Below are 14,850 nucleotides of genomic sequence, written 5' to 3'. Positions count from 1 at the left end.
CGGCGTGCGGCTGCTGGTGTCTCGGCGCGGATATGGTGTTTCGCGCATCGGAGGCGTGATTAGGCTGGGAGGACAGCCCTCCCCGAACCGAAGAAGCCCTGTGTCGCACACCGCACTCGCCACGCCTTCGTGGCGGGCGTGGACCATCTGGGGCGTCGGGGTCGCGGCCTACATGCTCGCGGTGACCAACCGCACCTCGCTCGCGGCGGTCGGGATCGACACGGCGGAGCGCTTCCAGGCGGATGCCTCGACGCTGTCGATGTTCGCGGTCCTCCAGCTCGGCATCTACGGCGCGATGCAGATCCCCGTGGGCCTCCTGCTCGACCGCTACGGGGCCAGGCCGATCATGACGATCGGCATGGTGCTCATGGCGGCGGGCCAGCTCGCCATCGCGTTCGCCCCCAACGTCGGCATCGCGATCGCCGCGCGCCTGCTCCTCGGTGCGGGCGACGCCGCGGTCTTCCCCAGCGTGCTCCGCCTGATCGCGACCTGGTTCCCGGCCCAGCGGGGCCCGCTCATGGTGCAGCTGACCGGCATCCTCGGACAGCTGGGGCAGATCGTCGCGATCATCCCGCTCGCGGCGCTCCTGCACGCGACGAGCTGGTCGATCACGTTCGGAAGCGTCGCGGGCCTCGGCATCCTGTTCGCCGTGCTCGTGGCGCTGATCATCCGCAATCACCCGCCCGAACGCACCGCGGATGTCTCGGTCGACACGTCGACGGGGGCGATCACCACGGTGACCTCCTCGGTCGACACGCGCGTCGGCATCCGCGCGGCCTGGTCGCACCCGGGGACCCGGCTGGCGTTCTGGTCGCACTTCACGACACCGTTCGCGGGCACGGCGTTCATCATGCTGTGGGGGATGCCGTTCCTCACCGCCGGCGAGGGACTGGACCAGGCCGAGGCGGCGGCCCTCATGTCCACCCTCGTGCTCGTCAGCATCGTCATCGGCCCGTTCATGGGCCAGCTCTCCAGCCGGCTGCCGAATGTGCGCTCGCGGGCGCTGGTGCTGCCGACGGTCGCGGCGCAGGCGATCGCCTGGCTGTGCGTGATCGCGTGGCCGGGCCCCGCGCCGCTGTGGCTGCTGTTCGCGCTGGTCATCGCCCTGGCGCTGGGCGGCCCGGCATCCATGATCGCGTTCGACCACGCGCGCACGCACAACCCGAGCCACCGCCTCAGCACCGCCACGGGCATCACGAACTCGGGAGGATTCCTCGCGGGCCTGCTCGCGGTGTTCCTCATCGGCCTCGCGCTCGACCTGCAGGGAGCGGGGACACCGGAGACCTACTCGCTCGAGGCGTTCCGCGTCGCGTTCCTGACGCAGGTGCCGCTGTGGCTCGTCGGGGGTTTCTTCATCTCGCTGGAGCGCAAGCGCACCCGCATCCACATCGGCCTGGACCGCCCCAAGCCGCCGCGCCGCCCGCGCTGAGCGGCGCTTCCGAGACTCAGCGGCGCTGCACGAGCAGGACGGAGTCCTCGAGGTCCGCCTCTTCGCCCGAGGGGCCGGTCGCCGCGCGGGTGCGGATCTCGGCGATGCGCACCACCCACTCGCGCTCATCCAGGTCGAGGTCGGCGATCTCGCTCGCCGGGGTCGGGAACGCCTGCCGGTGCTCGTGGGCGTGCTCGCGCAGACCTGCCGCCCAGGGCGGCGCGGCGGCGTGCGCGATGACGAGCAGGTGGCCGCCCGGCGCGACCCATGTCGCGGCACGACGGAGGATCGCCGCCCGCGGGAGTTCGACCATGGAGTGCAGGAAGGTGGCGGCGACGAGGTCTACGCTCCTCTCCGGGCTCCATGCGGTCAGATCGGCGGCGACGAATCGCGCCCGGTCCTCCCCGATTCCCGCGGCCCGCGCTGCGTCGGTCGCGCGCCGCGCGGCCGTCGGAGAGAGGTCCACCCCGGTCACGGACCAGCCCCGCTCGGCGAGCCAGATCGCGTCCGCGCCCTCGCCGCACCCGAGATCCAGGGCCGATCCGGGGGACAGGTTCCCCGCGACATCGACCAGGGTGCGATTGACGCGCCCCGACCAGACGGAGCCGCGCGAGGCGTAACGCTGCTCCCAGTGCGCCGCGGGGTCGGCCGCCGCGCGCTCGGTGGCGTCGAGATCCTCGGCGGGGAGTCTCTCGTCGCCGTTGTCGTCCATGCCGAGATCATGGCTCCGTGCGCGCTCGCACCGCAAACCGATGCGCAATGCTGGGGGGATGGATGCCGCTCCCCTCCTGACCGAAATGCCCGACCCGCGGTTCGTGATGTCGGGCGACGGCCTGCGCATCGCGACCTACACGTGGGGGGATGACGGGGACGAACCCGTGCTGGTGGTGCACGGCTTCTCCTCCAGCTGCCGCGACAACTGGGTGAGCACGGGGTGGGTGCGGGAGCTGCTTCGCGCGGGGTTCCGGGTGATCGGGGTGGACCAGCGGGGACACGGCGCCAGCGAGAAGCCCCACGATCCCGCGGCCTACTCGATGCCCGCCCTCATCGACGACCTCGAGGTCGTGCTCGACACCTACCTCATCGACGAAGCGCGCTACGCCGGGTACTCGCTCGGCGCGCGCGTCGGGTGGCAGCTGGCCGTCGACGCCGCGCTCCGCGTCTCGAGCGCGGTGCTGGGCGGCATCCCGGACGGCACGCCGCTCGGCCGGCTGAAGCTCGACCAGGCCCGCGCGTTCGTCGAGGACGGCACCGAGGTGACCGACCCGGTGACGCGCAACTACGTCACCCTCGCCGAGCGGGTCAGCGGAAACGACCTGCGGGCGCTCGTCGCGCTCGCCGAGGGGATGCGCCTGGGAGACTCCGATCCCGACCCCGCCGATCCCCCTCAGCAGCCCATCCTCTTCGCCACGGGCAGCGAAGACGCCATCCTCGAGCGCTCACGCGGGCTGGCCGAGGCGACGCCCCGCGGGGAGTTCGTCGAGATCCCCGGCCGGCATCATTTCAACACCCCCGGTTCGCGCGACTTCCGCCGTGCCGCGGTGGAGTTCTTCCTGCGCTGAGGGCGCTCAGCGTCCCCGCCGCAGGTCGCCCGCGACCGCTCGGGCCACGCGTTCCCCCGACACGAGCGCGCCCTGGATCGAGGCGGTGTCGCGGTGATCGCCCGCGACGTACAGCCCCGGAGACAGGCGGGCCGGCTTGGCGGGCCGCAGCGGCGCCGGCTGCGCGGGGAGGGCGTGGGGGATGTCGTCCCGTCGCAGCAGCCGCCACGATCCGGCGTCGCGACCCCAGATCTCCGTGAGCTGCCGCCGCACGTCGCCCTCCGCGGGCGCCGCCCGTTCCCCTCCCGGCAGCAGACACGTCGCCTGCACCAGATGCATCCCCTCGGGCGCGTAGCCGGGGGCCGTGTGCGACATGACGACCGTGTTCACGATCGGTCCCCGTCGGCGGCCGTCCACCGAGAGCGAGGCGGATGCCGAGGGCGGCTGTTCGCTCGCGAACCACCACGTCTGCAGGCCCTTCGTGGGCGCGGCGGGCAGGTCGACAAGGCCCGGCAGCGCCTCGCCGCCGACGGCGACGACGACCGCGCGCGCCTCGAGGGCGGGCGCTCCCGCGATCGCCACCTCCGTCGATCGGCCCGTGCGCCGCACCGCCGTGACGCGGGCGTCGACGCGGATGCGTGCCCCGATCGCCCGTGCGATCGCGGCGAGCTGCAGCGGCACCGCCCCGATGCCGTGCTCGGGCACACCCGGGCGGCCGAGCACGAACGACCGCAGCAGCAGCCGGGCGAACGCGTCGGAGGTCTCCCCCGAGTCGTCGGCCAGCACACCGGCGAGGAACGGTTCGAGCACCTCGGTGCGCAGGGACGAGCGCAGGCCGAGCGCCGTCCAGGCCTCGGCGAGGGCGCGGTCGTCGCCGCGGGCGACGGCCTGCGGCCGCAGCAGCACCGGAGCGAGCCAGCGGGCGAGGATCGCGGCATCCCGCGGTGTCACGAGGCTGCTCCGCAGCGTCGCGACGAGGTGCGAGGGATGACGGAGGGGGTGCGCGAGCTCGCGCACCCCGCCGGCGCGGCGCACCCGTACCGCCACGGGAAACCGGCGCACGCGCAGCGGTTCGACGTCGACCCACCGTCGCACGGCGGGGTAGGCGGGGTTCAGCACGTGGAAGCCGCGGTCGAGCAGGAAGCCGTCGACGCGGTCGGTGCGCTGGCGCCCGCCCACGGCATCCGAGGCCTCGAGCACCGTCACGTCGAGCCCGTCGAGCGCGAGCCGGGTCGCGGCGCGCAGGCCCGCCAGCCCCGCGCCGATCACGATGACGTCGTGCTGCTCCACTCCACCGAGCCTAGGTGCCCGGCTCCTCGCTCGGCGCGGGGGCGCCCACCGCTCGGCGCACGAGCTCGACCAGCCGCGCCTCGGTCTCCGGCGTCATCGCCGTGAGCGCGAACGCGGTCGGCCACATCGGGCCGTCATCGAGCGCGGCGGCATCGTTGAAACCGACGGTGCAGTACCGGCTGTCGAACTTGGTGGCCGCCTGGAAGAAGCACACCACCGCGCCGTCCTTCGCATACGCGGGCATGCCGTACCAGAGCTTGGGATCCAGCTGAGGCGCGTTCATCACCACGATCGCGTGCACCCTCTCCGCGAGCGCACGCTCCTCGTCCGGCATCTCGGCGATCTTGTCCTGCACCGCCTGCGCCTGATCGGCCTTCTTCGCTCCGCCGCGCTGGGCGCGCAGCTCGGCGGCCCTCTCCTTCATCGCGGCGCGTTCGGCGTCGCTGAAGCCGTCCTGGGCCGATCCGTTCCCCGCCATGATTCCTGCTCGGGCGATCTCGCCCGCGCGGATGAGGTTCCCCGGCAGGTCGCGGCACGCGCGCACCCGCACGACTGCTCCGGGGGACGGCCTTCGCCGCCCACCGCCGGAGCCATCCCCCCCGGGCCACGCGATGCACCCCCATTAGACTGGAGGCATCCCCTCGTCTACGCAAGGTTCCGTCGTGTCAAGCCCGTCCGTCCCCGCCGAGCGCTTCGCCGTGCACCACGTGCAGCTGGCCCGCGCCGGTGCCGCGGCGATCGCGGCGCTGATGATCACGTTCTCCCCCGATCACTCCGCGGCGGTCGGACTCTCGGTGTTCAGCGGGTTCGGCATCCTCACGGCGATCGTGTTCTTCCTCGCGGCGTGGCTGACCTATCCCGCCGGCAGGCGGTGGGCGCCGCTCTCGCTCGGGGCGGTCGCGGTCATCGCCGGAATGATCGCCGGGATCGGCCCCTGGCGCACGAGCACGACCTTCTTCGTCCTCGTCATCGCGTGGGCGTTCGTGTCGGGCGCGGTGGAGCTCCTCTCCGGGCTCCGCGAGCGCCGGGCCGACGCCGCGCGGCGCGGACAGGCACGGGATGCCGTGACCGTCGGCATCCTCACCCTCGTCCTGGGCGCCGCGATGCTCGTGATCCCGGCGCAGTACGTGCTCGAGTACACGATCGACGAAGCGGGCACCTTCACCCTGACCGGGACGACGATCGCCGTCGGCGTGTTCGGCGGGTACGCCGCCATCGTGGCGGTCTACCTCGCGATCGCCGCCTTCTCCCCCCGCCCGAAGGCCGCCGGTGAGGCGGATGCCGTGGCCCCCGCGCCCGAGGAGGGCACCGCATGAGCGACCGACCCACCCGCCGCGCCCTGATGCGCCCCGTTCAGCTGCTGGGCATCGCCTTCGCGTGCGCCGTCTTCGCGGGCGTCGTCACGTTCTTCTCCGCGGGCGGCTTCCAGACCGGCGGCGGCACGAGCGTGCTTCCGCTCGCGCTCGTCGTCGCCGGCGTGACGTTCATCGGCGTGCTGCTCGGGCTCTCGCTGCTGCTCCTCGCGGTCGACCCCGCGCAGGTGGAGCGGCCCGTCGACCGCCCCGTGCTGCTGCCGGACGAGCCTGCGGACGACTCCGGCGACGGGGATGCAGCGGCATCCCCCCGCGCTCAGTAGAGCTCGGTCGCCAGCCCCGTGTAGGTCGCGGGGGTGAGAGCGAGCAGGCGCGCCTTGGCGTCGTCGCCGATCTCGAGGGTCTGCACGAACGCGGCGAGGTCTTCCGCGCCGACGCGGCGGCCGCGCGTGAGCTCCTTCAGGAGGGCGTAGGGGTCGCTGATCCGCGAGCGGCCCGCGACGACCTCGGCGCGCACGACGGTCTGGATCGCCTCGCCGAGCACCTCCCAGTTGGCGTCGAGGTCGGCCAGCAGCGCGTCCTCCGCGAGCGAGATCTCGCCGAGCCCGCGGTGCAGGTTGTCGAGCGCGAGCAGCGAGTGCCCGAACGCGACGCCGATGTTCCGCTGCGTCGAGGAGTCGGTGAGGTCGCGCTGCAGGCGGCTCGTGACGAGCGTCGTCGACAGCGACGCGAGCAGGGCGCCCGCGATCTCGAGGTTGGCCTCGGCGTTCTCGAACCGGATCGGGTTGATCTTGTGCGGCATCGTCGACGAGCCGGTGGCGCCCGCGACGGGGATCTGCGTGAAGTAGCCGAGCGAGATGTAGGTCCACACGTCGGTGGCGAGGTTGTGGAGGATGCCGCCCGCGTGACGGATGCGGTCGTACAGCTCCACCTGCCAGTCGTGCGACTCGATCTGCGTCGTGAGCGGGTTGAAGCCGAGCCCCAGCGACTCGACGAACTCCCGGGCGACGGTCGGCCACGCCACCTCGGGCGCCGCGGCGACGTGCGCCGACCACGTGCCGGTGGCGCCGGAGAACTTGCCGAGGAACTCGGATGCCGCGACCTGGTCGGCGACGCGGCGGAGGCGCCCCGCGAACACCGCGAGCTCCTTGCCCATCGTGGTGGGGGTCGCGGGCTGACCGTGGGTGCGCGAGAGCATGGCGGCGTCGCGGTGCTCGTCGGCGAGCGCGGCGACGCGGTCGATGACGGCGCGGAGGGCCGGCAGCCAGACCTCGAGCGCGGCCCGCTTGACGGTGAGCGCGTAGGCGAGTGAGTTGATGTCCTCGCTCGTGCAGCCGAAGTGCGTCAGCTCGGCGATCGCGTCGAGGCCGAGCGAGGACAGGCGATCGCGGACCAGGTACTCGACGGCCTTCACGTCGTGGCGGGTGACCGCTTCGCGCTCGGCGAGCCAGTCGATCTCCTGCTGCCCGAACGCGAGGTAGAGGGCGCGCAGCGCGAGCTTGCTTTCCTCGGGCAGCGGTGAGGTGTCGAACAGCGAGCGATCGGTGAGAGCGATGATCCACTCGACCTCCACCTCGACCCGCGCGCGGTTGAGGCCGGCCTCCGAGAGGTGTTCGGACAGCGGGGCGACCGCGGGGCGGTACCGGCCATCGAGGGGGCTGAGCGGCTGGAAGGGCAGCGACGTCAAGACAGAGCTCCGGGCGGGGTGAGGAAAGGGGATCGCGACCCCGAACGGAGCGCGGGCTCCAGCTGGCGGAAGAGAGACCGGGTCGCGCTCTCGATCATACCGAGCACGTCGTCGAACATCGCGGGCCCCGCGTAGTAGGGGTCGGGCACGTCGAGCGTGTGGGGCCGGGGTTCGAAGGACATCAGCAGCGCCACCTTGCCGGCATCCTCCTCGCTGGGCGCCCACCCGCGCAGGATCCGCTCGTGGCTGCGGTCGAGCGCCACCACGAGGTCGTTCGCGGCGAACGACTCGAGGGTGAACTGCCGCGCACGATGGATGCGACCGTCGTAGCCCTGGCGCTCCAGTGCGGCGAGCGTGCGGTGGTCCGCCTGCTCGCCCACATGCCAGTCGCCGGTCGCCGCACTGGTCGACGCGACGCGCGAGGACAGGCCCGCGGCATCCGCCATCTGCCGGAAGACGACATCGGCCATGGGCGAGCGGCAGATGTTTCCGGTGCAGACGAAGACGACGCGGAACGCCGAAGAGTCATCGGGTCGCGACATGTCGCCCATTGTGCCAACGGCAGCGGCGCGGGTCGATCCCTCCTCCCCAGATCCCGTCGCGGCTTCACGACCCCGCCCGGAGGGGCGGCACGCGAGTGCGGCTCCGACGCTCCGGGACGCTGGGAGCGTGCTCGCCTCCTACCCCCTCGATCCCGCCTCCGCGCAGCGCGCGCTCGCCGCGCTGGGCGTGGCGGAACGGCTGGCGGATGACGCGCTGGCCACCGTCGGCGAGCTGGTCGCCGCCGTGCACGGGCTCCCGGCCGAGGTGGCGTGGGAGAGCCCCGCCGGACGGGCGTTCGTCGATGCCGCGCGGCGCGCGGAGGAGGGGATGGCGGCGGGTGCCGCGGTGGCGGATGAGGTGGCCGCCGACATCGGGATGCTGCGGCGACGGCTGGCCGCCGCCGTGGACGCGGTGCGCTGACGGGCGCGCGGTCCATGGGCGACGAGATCACGATCACCTCGGGCGCCGTCGTGCAGGTGGACACGGCGAGCCTCCGCCGGGCGGCGGCGCGAGTCGCCGTCGACGCGGAGGGGATCCGCGGCGCGGCCGAGCGGGTCGCCCGCGCCGGGGAGGCGCTGTTCGACGCGTGGGCCGTGCCGGAGGCGCGCGGTCTCGCCCACCGGTGCGGCGACGCCGCGAGTCGGCTCTCGACCGCCGCCGACCGGCTGGACGAGCTCGGCGGCGACCTGCGCACGGCCGCCGACACGTACGAGCTGGCGGAGCTGCGGGCGCAGTGGCTCTCGGCGGGAGACGCGGGTGACGGCTCGCGAACCCGGGAGGGCATCGAAGAACGCATCGTCGTGCTCGCCCGCCGGCTGCTGGGCGACGAGCAGATCGCCGACGCAGATGCCGCGTGGCATGCCCTGGCCCGCGCGCGCATCGAGCTCGCCGGGCGCACGCCCCGCTCGCTGGAGGCGCAGGTGGGGTTCGTCGCGGCGCTCGCGGGCGGGATCGGCGGCGCGCTGTGGGCGGGGGCGGCGATGGCGGCGCTGCGGGGCGCGATCGCCCTCCACACGTCCGCGCGCGGGACGGCTGCGCCTCGCGCCGTCCCGCCGTCGCCGCGGGCCGCCACCGTCGCACCCGCGTGGACGGCGCCGGCCCGGCCGCCCACGGGCCTGGCCGCCGCCGCGCGCCGCATCCCGGGCGGCGACGCGGCGCGCGTGAGGGTGGAGCGCTACGACCTGCCGGGAGGGCGCCGGGAGTGGATGGTGTACGTCGCCGGCACGCAGAGCGCGAAGCTGGGGGGCGCCGACCCGTTCGACATGCGCTCGAACCTGCAGCTCTACAGCGGTGAGGGCGCGGCGTCGGTCGACGCGGTCCGGGCCGCGATGGATGCCGCAGGCGTCGCCCCGGGCGAGGCGGTGCACCTGGCGACGCACTCGCAGGGGGCCATGATCGGCGTCGCGCTGGCCGGCGCCGACCCCGACGTGCGCACCCTCATCACCTTCGGGTCGCCGGTCCCCGCGGAGGTCGCGCCCGATGTGCTCGCGATAGACGTCCGGCACGCCGACGACCCGGTCGCCGCGCTCGCCGGGCCGGCGCCGGTCGCCGCCCAGGGCTCGTCGGGCAGCGTGCAGGTGAGCCGGGTCGTCGACCCCCTGCCGCACCTCGGGGACGCGACGCTGCCGGCGCACCACATGGAGGCCTACGTCGAGACGGCGCGACTCGTCGAGGCATCCGCCGACCCCCGGCTGGCCGAGATCGAACGTCTCTGGCAGAGGCTCGGCGATGCCGAGAGGGTGACCCGCACCGACTTCTCGGCCGCGAGGGGGTCGCTCAGTCCCGCTTCTCCTTCGGCCGCAGGATGATGCCGAAGATCCAGTTGATCACCGAGATGATCAGCGCCGCGAGCACGCCCCACCAGAAGTCGCCGACGCTCAGGCCGAAGCCGAAGAACGACGTGATCCACGCCGTGAACCACAGCAGGAAGCCGTTGATGACGAGCGAGATCAGGCCGAGCGTGAGGATGTAGAGCGGGATCGCGACGATGCGGATCACCGTGCCGAGCACGCTGTTGACGATCGCGAAGATCGCCGCGACGAGCAGCAGGGTCAGCACGAGCTGCAGCGTCTCGCCGGGGGCGAAGGGCGTGACGGTCACCTGGAGCGCGGGGATGAGGGTGACGACCCAGATCGCGAACGCGTTGACGACGACTCGGACGATGAAGCGCATGGTGCGTCAAGTCTGGCACGGGGCGCCTGCGCGGCGCGAGGCATCCTGCCCCCGCGCAGCGGCCCCGGCGCGGCGAACCGCGCTCGTACACTCGAGGGGTGACCGCCCCCGCAGAGCCCCCCGCCGACGCGCCGGTGCGCGTGCGCCCCGAGATCGCGGCGATGCCCACCTACAAGCAGGGCCGGCAGGCGGATGCCTCGGCCCACAAGCTCTCCAGCAACGAGAACCCCTTCGAGCCGCTGCCCGGCGTCCTCGAGGCGCTCGCCGCGGCGACCGAGATCAACCGGTACCCGGACGCCACCGCGGCGGCCCTTCGCGCCCGGCTCGCGGCGCGGTACGGCGTCGACCTCGAGGCGGTCCACGTGGCAGCGGGATCGGTGTCGATCCTGGCCCAGCTGATCGCCGCGACGGCCGGCGCCGGCGACGAGGTGCTGTACGCGTGGCGCTCGTTCGAGGCCTACCCCCTGCTGGTGACGGTCGCGGGCGCGACGAGCGTGACCGTCCCGGTCGGGCCCGACGGGCGGCACGACCTCGCGGCGATGGCGGCGGCGGTGACGCCGCGCACCAGGGTCGTCCTGGTCTGCAGCCCCAACAACCCGACGGGGCCCGCCGTGCGCCGCGCCGAGTTCGAGTCCTTCCTCGCCGCGCTGCCCTCCGACCTGCTCGTCGTCCTCGACGAGGCGTACGCGGAGTTCGTGACCGATCCGGAGGCGGTCGACGGTCTCGGGCCCGCGGGGTATCGCGACCGCCCGCAGGTGGTCGTGCTGCGAACCTTCTCCAAGGCCTTCGGACTCGCGGGACTGCGCATCGGCTACGCGATCGGCCATCCCCGCGTGCTCGACGCGGCGCGGGCCACGGCCATTCCGCTGTCGGTGACGGCGCAGGCCGAGCGGGCGGCCCTCGCGAGCCTCGAGATGGAGCCCGCGCTGCGTGAGCGCGTCGCGGCGCTCGTCGAGCGACGGGACCGGCTCGTGGCGGGCCTGCGGGAGGCCGGATGGCGGGTGCCCGACGCGCAGGGGAACTTCGTCTGGCTCGCCACGGGCGAGCAGACGATGCAGGTCGCGGCTCGCTTCGACGAGGCCGGTCTCATCGTCCGTCCGTTCGCCGGCGACGGGGTGCGGATCTCGGTCGGAGCGGACGAATCTGTCGACAGCGTCATACGGATCGCGGCATCCGTTGTGGAGGGTCTACCCGAGGGTCACCCGGCGAGGGCATTAGCGTAGGGCAGGTGATCCCGCTCGAAGCCCCGGATGTCGTGCGCGTGCTCGCGCCCGACGGAACCCTCGCGCCCACGGCCGCCGCGGAGCGGTACCTCCCGCTGGTGGAGGCGCTGACCGATGCCGACCTCGAAGGCTTCTACCGCGACATGGCGACCGTGCGCGCCTTCGACAGGGAGGCGACGAACCTCCAGCGGCAGGGGCAGCTGGCCCTGTGGCCGCCGAGCTTCGGGCAGGAGGCGGCCCAGGTGGGGTCGGCGTACGCCGCGCGGCGGCAGGATCACCTCTTCCCCTCCTACCGCGAGCACATCGTGTGCATGATCCGCGGCGTGGACCCCGTCGACATCATCCGCGTCATGAAGGGCCTCACCCACGGGGGATGGGATCCCACCGACCCGAAGAACGGGAACACCCACATCTACACGCTCGTGCTGGGGTCGCAGACGCTGCACGCGGCGGGGTTCGGGATGGGGCTCGCGTTCGACGGGCGTTGCGGCACGGGAGACCCCGAGCGCGACGAAGCCGTCATCGTCTACTACGGCGATGGCGCCTCGAGCCAGGGCGACGTGCACGAGGCGATGGTGTTCGCCGCCAGCTACAACGCCCCGCAGGTGTTCTTCCTGCAGAACAACCAATGGGCGATCTCCGTCCCCGTCTCGACGCAGTCGAAGGCCCCCCTGGTCGATCGCGGGCGGGGGTACGGGATGCCGAGCGTGCAGATCGACGGCAACGACGTGCTGGCGAGCTTCGCGGTCACCCGCGCGAGCCTCGACGAGGCGCGAGGCGGCGCCGGCCCCCGGGCGATCGAGGCGGTGACCTATCGCCGCGGCGCGCACACCACGAGCGACGACCCGACGAAGTACCGCACTCCGGAGGAGGAGCAGGCCTGGGCGCTGCGTGACCCGATCGAGCGCATGCGGGCGTACCTGCGGGGCCGCGGGGCATCCGACGCCTTCTTCGACGGCGTGGAGGAGCACTCCCGCGCGGTGGCGGAGGATGCCCGCGTACGCACCCTCGAGCTGGGGGTACCCACGCACGAGGCGATGTTCGCGCACGTGTACAGCGAGCCGCATCCGCTGATCGACGAGCAGCGCCGCTGGCTGCGCGACTACGAGGCGTCGTTCGAGGAGGCGGGCCGATGAGCGCACCCACCACGATGCCGTTCAGCCGCGCCCTCAACGCCGGCATGCGGCGCGCCCTCGAAGACAACGACCGCGTGCTGCTGATGGGTGAGGACATCGGCCCCCTGGGTGGCGTCTTCCGCGTCACGGAGGGCCTGCAGGCCGACTTCGGCGACCGCCGGGTGATCGACACCCCGCTCGCGGAGTCCGGGATCGTCGGCACCGCCATCGGCCTCGCGATGGCCGGGTTCCGGCCCGTCTGCGAGATCCAGTTCGACGGCTTCGTGTTCCCCGCCTTCGACCAGATCACCTCCCAGCTGGCCAAGTTGACCAACCGCCACGAGGGCGCGCTGAGCATGCCCGTCGTGATTCGCATCCCCTACGGGGGCCACATCGGTGCGGTCGAGCACCACCAGGAGAGCCCCGAGGCGTACTTCACGCACACGCCCGGTCTGCGGGTCGTGAGCCCGTCCACGCCCAACGACGCCTACTGGATGATCCAGGATGCGATCGCGAGCGACGACCCGGTGGTCTTCCTCGAGCCCAAGAGCCGCTACTGGCAGAAGGGCGAGGTCGACACGAGCGCCCGCGCGCTGCCGCTGCACGCGAGCCGGATCGTGCGCCGCGGCACCGACGTCACCCTCGTCGGGCACGGGGCCATCGTCACGACTTTGCTGCAGGCCGCGTCGCTCGCCGAGGCGGAGGGCGTCAGTTGCGAGGTCGTCGACGTGCGCTCGCTCTCGCCCGTCGACTACGGCCCGATCCTCGACTCGGTGCGCTCGACCGGCCGCATGGTCTACGCGCAGGAGGCACCCGGCTTCACGAGCCTCGGCAGCGAGGTCGCCGCGACCGTCATGGAGCGCGCCTTCTACTCGCTCGAGGCGCCCGTGCTGCGGGTGTCGGGGTTCGACACACCCTTCCCCGCGGCGAAGCTGGAGGGAGCGTACCTTCCCGACGCCGACCGCATCCTCGAGGCCGTCGACCGCACGCTCGCTTACTGAGAGACCGACCGATGACTCCGCTCGCCGCACAACACTCCGGAAGAACGGTGCTGCGGGCGTCGCCGAAGCGCTGCGGCAGCCGTCAGAGCCCCGTGTCTCCGGAATGTTGTCCACGTACCCCCGAGAGGATCCACCGATGAGCACGCAGACGTTCCTGCTCCCCGACGTCGGAGAGGGCCTGACCGAGGCCGAGATCGTCTCGTGGCGCGTCGCGCCCGGCGACGAGGTCGCGATCAACGACGTGATCGTGGAGATCGAGACCGCCAAGTCGATCGTCGAGCTGCCCTCGCCCTTCGCCGGCGTCGTCGGCGAACTCCTCGCCTCCGAGGGCGACACCGTCGAGGTGGGTGCGCCGATCATCACGATCGGCGCAGCGCGAGGGGAGGCGGACGCGCCGGACGATTCCGCGGCTGCGCCCGATCCCGCGGAGGAGAGCGGCTCCGTGCTCGTCGGCTACGGCGGGGGCGGACACGTGAGCTCCCGCCGCCGCAAGAAGGCCGAGCGCCCCGTCGCCGCGTCGGTGGGCGTCGTCGCGAAGCCCCCCATCCGCAAGCTCGCGAAGGACCTCGGCGTCGAGCTCTCGTCCGTCGAGCCCTCGGGCCCGGCCGGCGAGGTCACCCGCGAGGACGTCGTTCGCCACGCCTCGCAGGCGAGCGTGTTCCGCAACATCGAGACCCCCGAGTGGGGGGCCGTGCGCGAGGAGACGATCGCCGTTCCCGCGGCGGAGCCCGCGGCATCCGCCCCCGCTCCTCGCGCGACGGACGACGCACGTGAGGAGTCGATCCCCGTCAAGGGCGTGCGCAAGGCGACCGCCACGGCGATGACCAGCAGCGCGTACACGGCGCCGCACGTCTCGGTCTGGGTGGACGTCGACGCCACGCGGACGATGGAGCTCGTCAAGCGGCTGAAGGCCTCGCCGGACTTCGCCGACACCAAGGTCTCGCCGCTGCTGATCATGGCTCGCGCCGTGATCTGGGCGGTGCGGCGCACGCCGATGGTCAACGCGGCCTGGGTCGACGCGGAGGGGGGCGCGCAGATCCGCGTGCACCACTACGTCAACCTCGGCATCGCGGCCGCGACGCCCCGGGGCCTGCTCGTGCCGAACATCAAGGATGCGCAGGCGCTCAACACCCGCGAGCTCGCGCGCGCGCTCGAGAAGCTCACCCTCACGGCCCGCGAGGGCAAGACGAGCCCCGAGGACCAGCGCGGCGGCACGATCACGATCACAAACATCGGCGTGTTCGGCGTCGACGCGGGAACCCCGATCATCAACCCGGGTGAGGTCGGGATCGTCGCTCTCGGCGCGATCCGTCAGAAGCCGTGGGTCGTCGACGGCGAGGTGCGCCCGCGCTGGGTCACGACGGTGTCGGGCTCGTTCGACCACCGCGTCGTCGACGGCGACGGCATCTCGCGCTTCATCGCCGACGTCGCGTCGGTGCTCGAGGAACCCGCGCTGCTGCTCGACTGACCCGCGCGCGGGCCCGCGTCCTCGTGCTCACCTGTCGCATTCCGACGGTGCGGCGCCGCGCGGGCAGC

At 73.0% G+C, this 14,850-nt stretch carries 16 protein-coding genes; 10 read left to right on the top strand and 6 right to left on the bottom strand.

The features are described 5' to 3' along the window. Positions 1-172: 172 nt before the first annotated feature. Complete coding sequence (locus RYJ27_RS13065; protein ID WP_330172063.1) at positions 173-1,429, top strand: MFS transporter; 1,257 nt, start codon at positions 173-175, stop codon at positions 1,427-1,429. A 16-nt stretch (positions 1,430-1,445) separates the two neighbouring features. On the opposite strand, the gene RYJ27_RS13060 is transcribed toward RYJ27_RS13065, so the two are convergent. Further along, positions 1,446-2,141, bottom strand: coding sequence for a class I SAM-dependent methyltransferase (locus RYJ27_RS13060; RefSeq protein WP_330170720.1), 696 nt, complete (start codon positions 2,139-2,141; stop codon positions 1,446-1,448). A 58-nt stretch (positions 2,142-2,199) separates the two neighbouring features. Here RYJ27_RS13060 and RYJ27_RS13055 point away from each other — a divergent pair, with 58 nt between their 5' ends. Continuing rightward, the gene (locus tag RYJ27_RS13055; RefSeq protein WP_330170719.1) at positions 2,200-2,991 is read left to right on the top strand and encodes an alpha/beta fold hydrolase; all 792 of its coding nucleotides are present in this window, start codon (positions 2,200-2,202) and stop codon (positions 2,989-2,991) included. Positions 2,992-2,997: 6 nt separating this feature from the next. Here the strand turns inward: RYJ27_RS13055 and RYJ27_RS13050 are convergent, their stop codons facing one another. Beyond that, positions 2,998-4,260, bottom strand: coding sequence for an NAD(P)/FAD-dependent oxidoreductase (locus RYJ27_RS13050; RefSeq protein ID WP_330170718.1), 1,263 nt, complete (start codon positions 4,258-4,260; stop codon positions 2,998-3,000). Positions 4,261-4,270: 10 nt separating this feature from the next. Next, positions 4,271-4,804, bottom strand: coding sequence for an iron chaperone (locus RYJ27_RS13045; protein ID WP_330170717.1), 534 nt, complete (start codon positions 4,802-4,804; stop codon positions 4,271-4,273). Positions 4,805-4,922: 118 nt separating this feature from the next. On the opposite strand from RYJ27_RS13045, the gene RYJ27_RS13040 reads away from it, so the two are divergent. Continuing rightward, positions 4,923-5,576, top strand: coding sequence for an acyl-CoA synthetase (locus RYJ27_RS13040; RefSeq protein WP_330170716.1), 654 nt, complete (start codon positions 4,923-4,925; stop codon positions 5,574-5,576). Then, positions 5,573-5,896 (top strand): amino acid transporter, encoded by a 324-nt coding sequence (locus RYJ27_RS13035; protein ID WP_330170715.1) that lies wholly within the window; start codon positions 5,573-5,575, stop codon positions 5,894-5,896. The genes RYJ27_RS13040 and RYJ27_RS13035 overlap by 4 nt, the downstream gene beginning before the upstream one ends. On the opposite strand, the gene purB is transcribed toward RYJ27_RS13035, so the two are convergent. Both purB and RYJ27_RS13025 read right to left on the bottom strand, forming a co-directional pair. After that, complete coding sequence (gene purB, locus RYJ27_RS13030) at positions 5,890-7,260, bottom strand: adenylosuccinate lyase (protein ID WP_330170714.1); 1,371 nt, start codon at positions 7,258-7,260, stop codon at positions 5,890-5,892. The genes RYJ27_RS13035 and purB overlap by 7 nt on opposite strands. Continuing rightward, positions 7,257-7,811 (bottom strand): low molecular weight protein-tyrosine-phosphatase, encoded by a 555-nt coding sequence (locus tag RYJ27_RS13025; RefSeq protein WP_422732843.1) that lies wholly within the window; start codon positions 7,809-7,811, stop codon positions 7,257-7,259. Before RYJ27_RS13025 ends, purB begins: the two co-directional genes overlap by 4 nt. 118 nt (positions 7,812-7,929) lie before the next feature. Between RYJ27_RS13025 and RYJ27_RS13020 the strand changes: the two genes are divergently transcribed. Both RYJ27_RS13020 and RYJ27_RS13015 read left to right on the top strand, forming a co-directional pair. Then, positions 7,930-8,223, top strand: coding sequence for a hypothetical protein (locus RYJ27_RS13020; protein WP_330170712.1), 294 nt, complete (start codon positions 7,930-7,932; stop codon positions 8,221-8,223). A gap of 14 nt (positions 8,224-8,237) precedes the next feature. Next, a complete protein-coding gene (locus RYJ27_RS13015; protein ID WP_330170711.1) occupies positions 8,238-9,611 on the top strand; it encodes a lipase family protein in 1,374 nt (457 codons plus the stop codon). Here RYJ27_RS13015 and RYJ27_RS13010 read toward each other — a convergent pair. Beyond that, positions 9,580-9,975: a phage holin family protein gene (locus RYJ27_RS13010; RefSeq protein WP_330170710.1), complete on the bottom strand. Its 396-nt coding sequence runs from the start codon at positions 9,973-9,975 to the stop codon at positions 9,580-9,582. The two genes, RYJ27_RS13015 and RYJ27_RS13010, sit on opposite strands and share 32 nt — an antisense overlap. Before the next feature lie 161 nt (positions 9,976-10,136). On the opposite strand from RYJ27_RS13010, the gene RYJ27_RS13005 reads away from it, so the two are divergent. From RYJ27_RS13005 to RYJ27_RS12990, 4 genes are all read left to right on the top strand, one after another. Continuing rightward, positions 10,137-11,198 carry a histidinol-phosphate transaminase gene (locus RYJ27_RS13005; RefSeq protein ID WP_422732897.1) on the top strand — a complete coding sequence of 354 codons (1,062 nt, stop codon included), beginning with the start codon at positions 10,137-10,139 and terminating at the stop codon, positions 11,196-11,198. A gap of 5 nt (positions 11,199-11,203) precedes the next feature. Continuing rightward, on the top strand, positions 11,204-12,334 hold the full coding sequence (locus RYJ27_RS13000) for a thiamine pyrophosphate-dependent dehydrogenase E1 component subunit alpha (protein ID WP_330170708.1): 1,131 nt from the start codon (positions 11,204-11,206) through the stop codon (positions 12,332-12,334). Then, entirely contained in the window at positions 12,331-13,314 is a 984-nt protein-coding gene (locus tag RYJ27_RS12995) for an alpha-ketoacid dehydrogenase subunit beta (RefSeq protein WP_330170707.1), read from the top strand. Before RYJ27_RS13000 ends, RYJ27_RS12995 begins: the two co-directional genes overlap by 4 nt. 136 nt (positions 13,315-13,450) lie before the next feature. Next, positions 13,451-14,782, top strand: coding sequence for a dihydrolipoamide acetyltransferase family protein (locus RYJ27_RS12990; protein WP_330170706.1), 1,332 nt, complete (start codon positions 13,451-13,453; stop codon positions 14,780-14,782). Positions 14,783-14,850: the final 68 nt, after the last annotated feature.

It is taken from the genome of Microbacterium limosum, assembly GCF_036324365.1.
Taxonomy (GTDB): domain Bacteria; phylum Actinomycetota; class Actinomycetes; order Actinomycetales; family Microbacteriaceae; genus Microbacterium; species Microbacterium limosum.
This window is presented reverse-complemented; position numbering and strand designations above follow the sequence as displayed.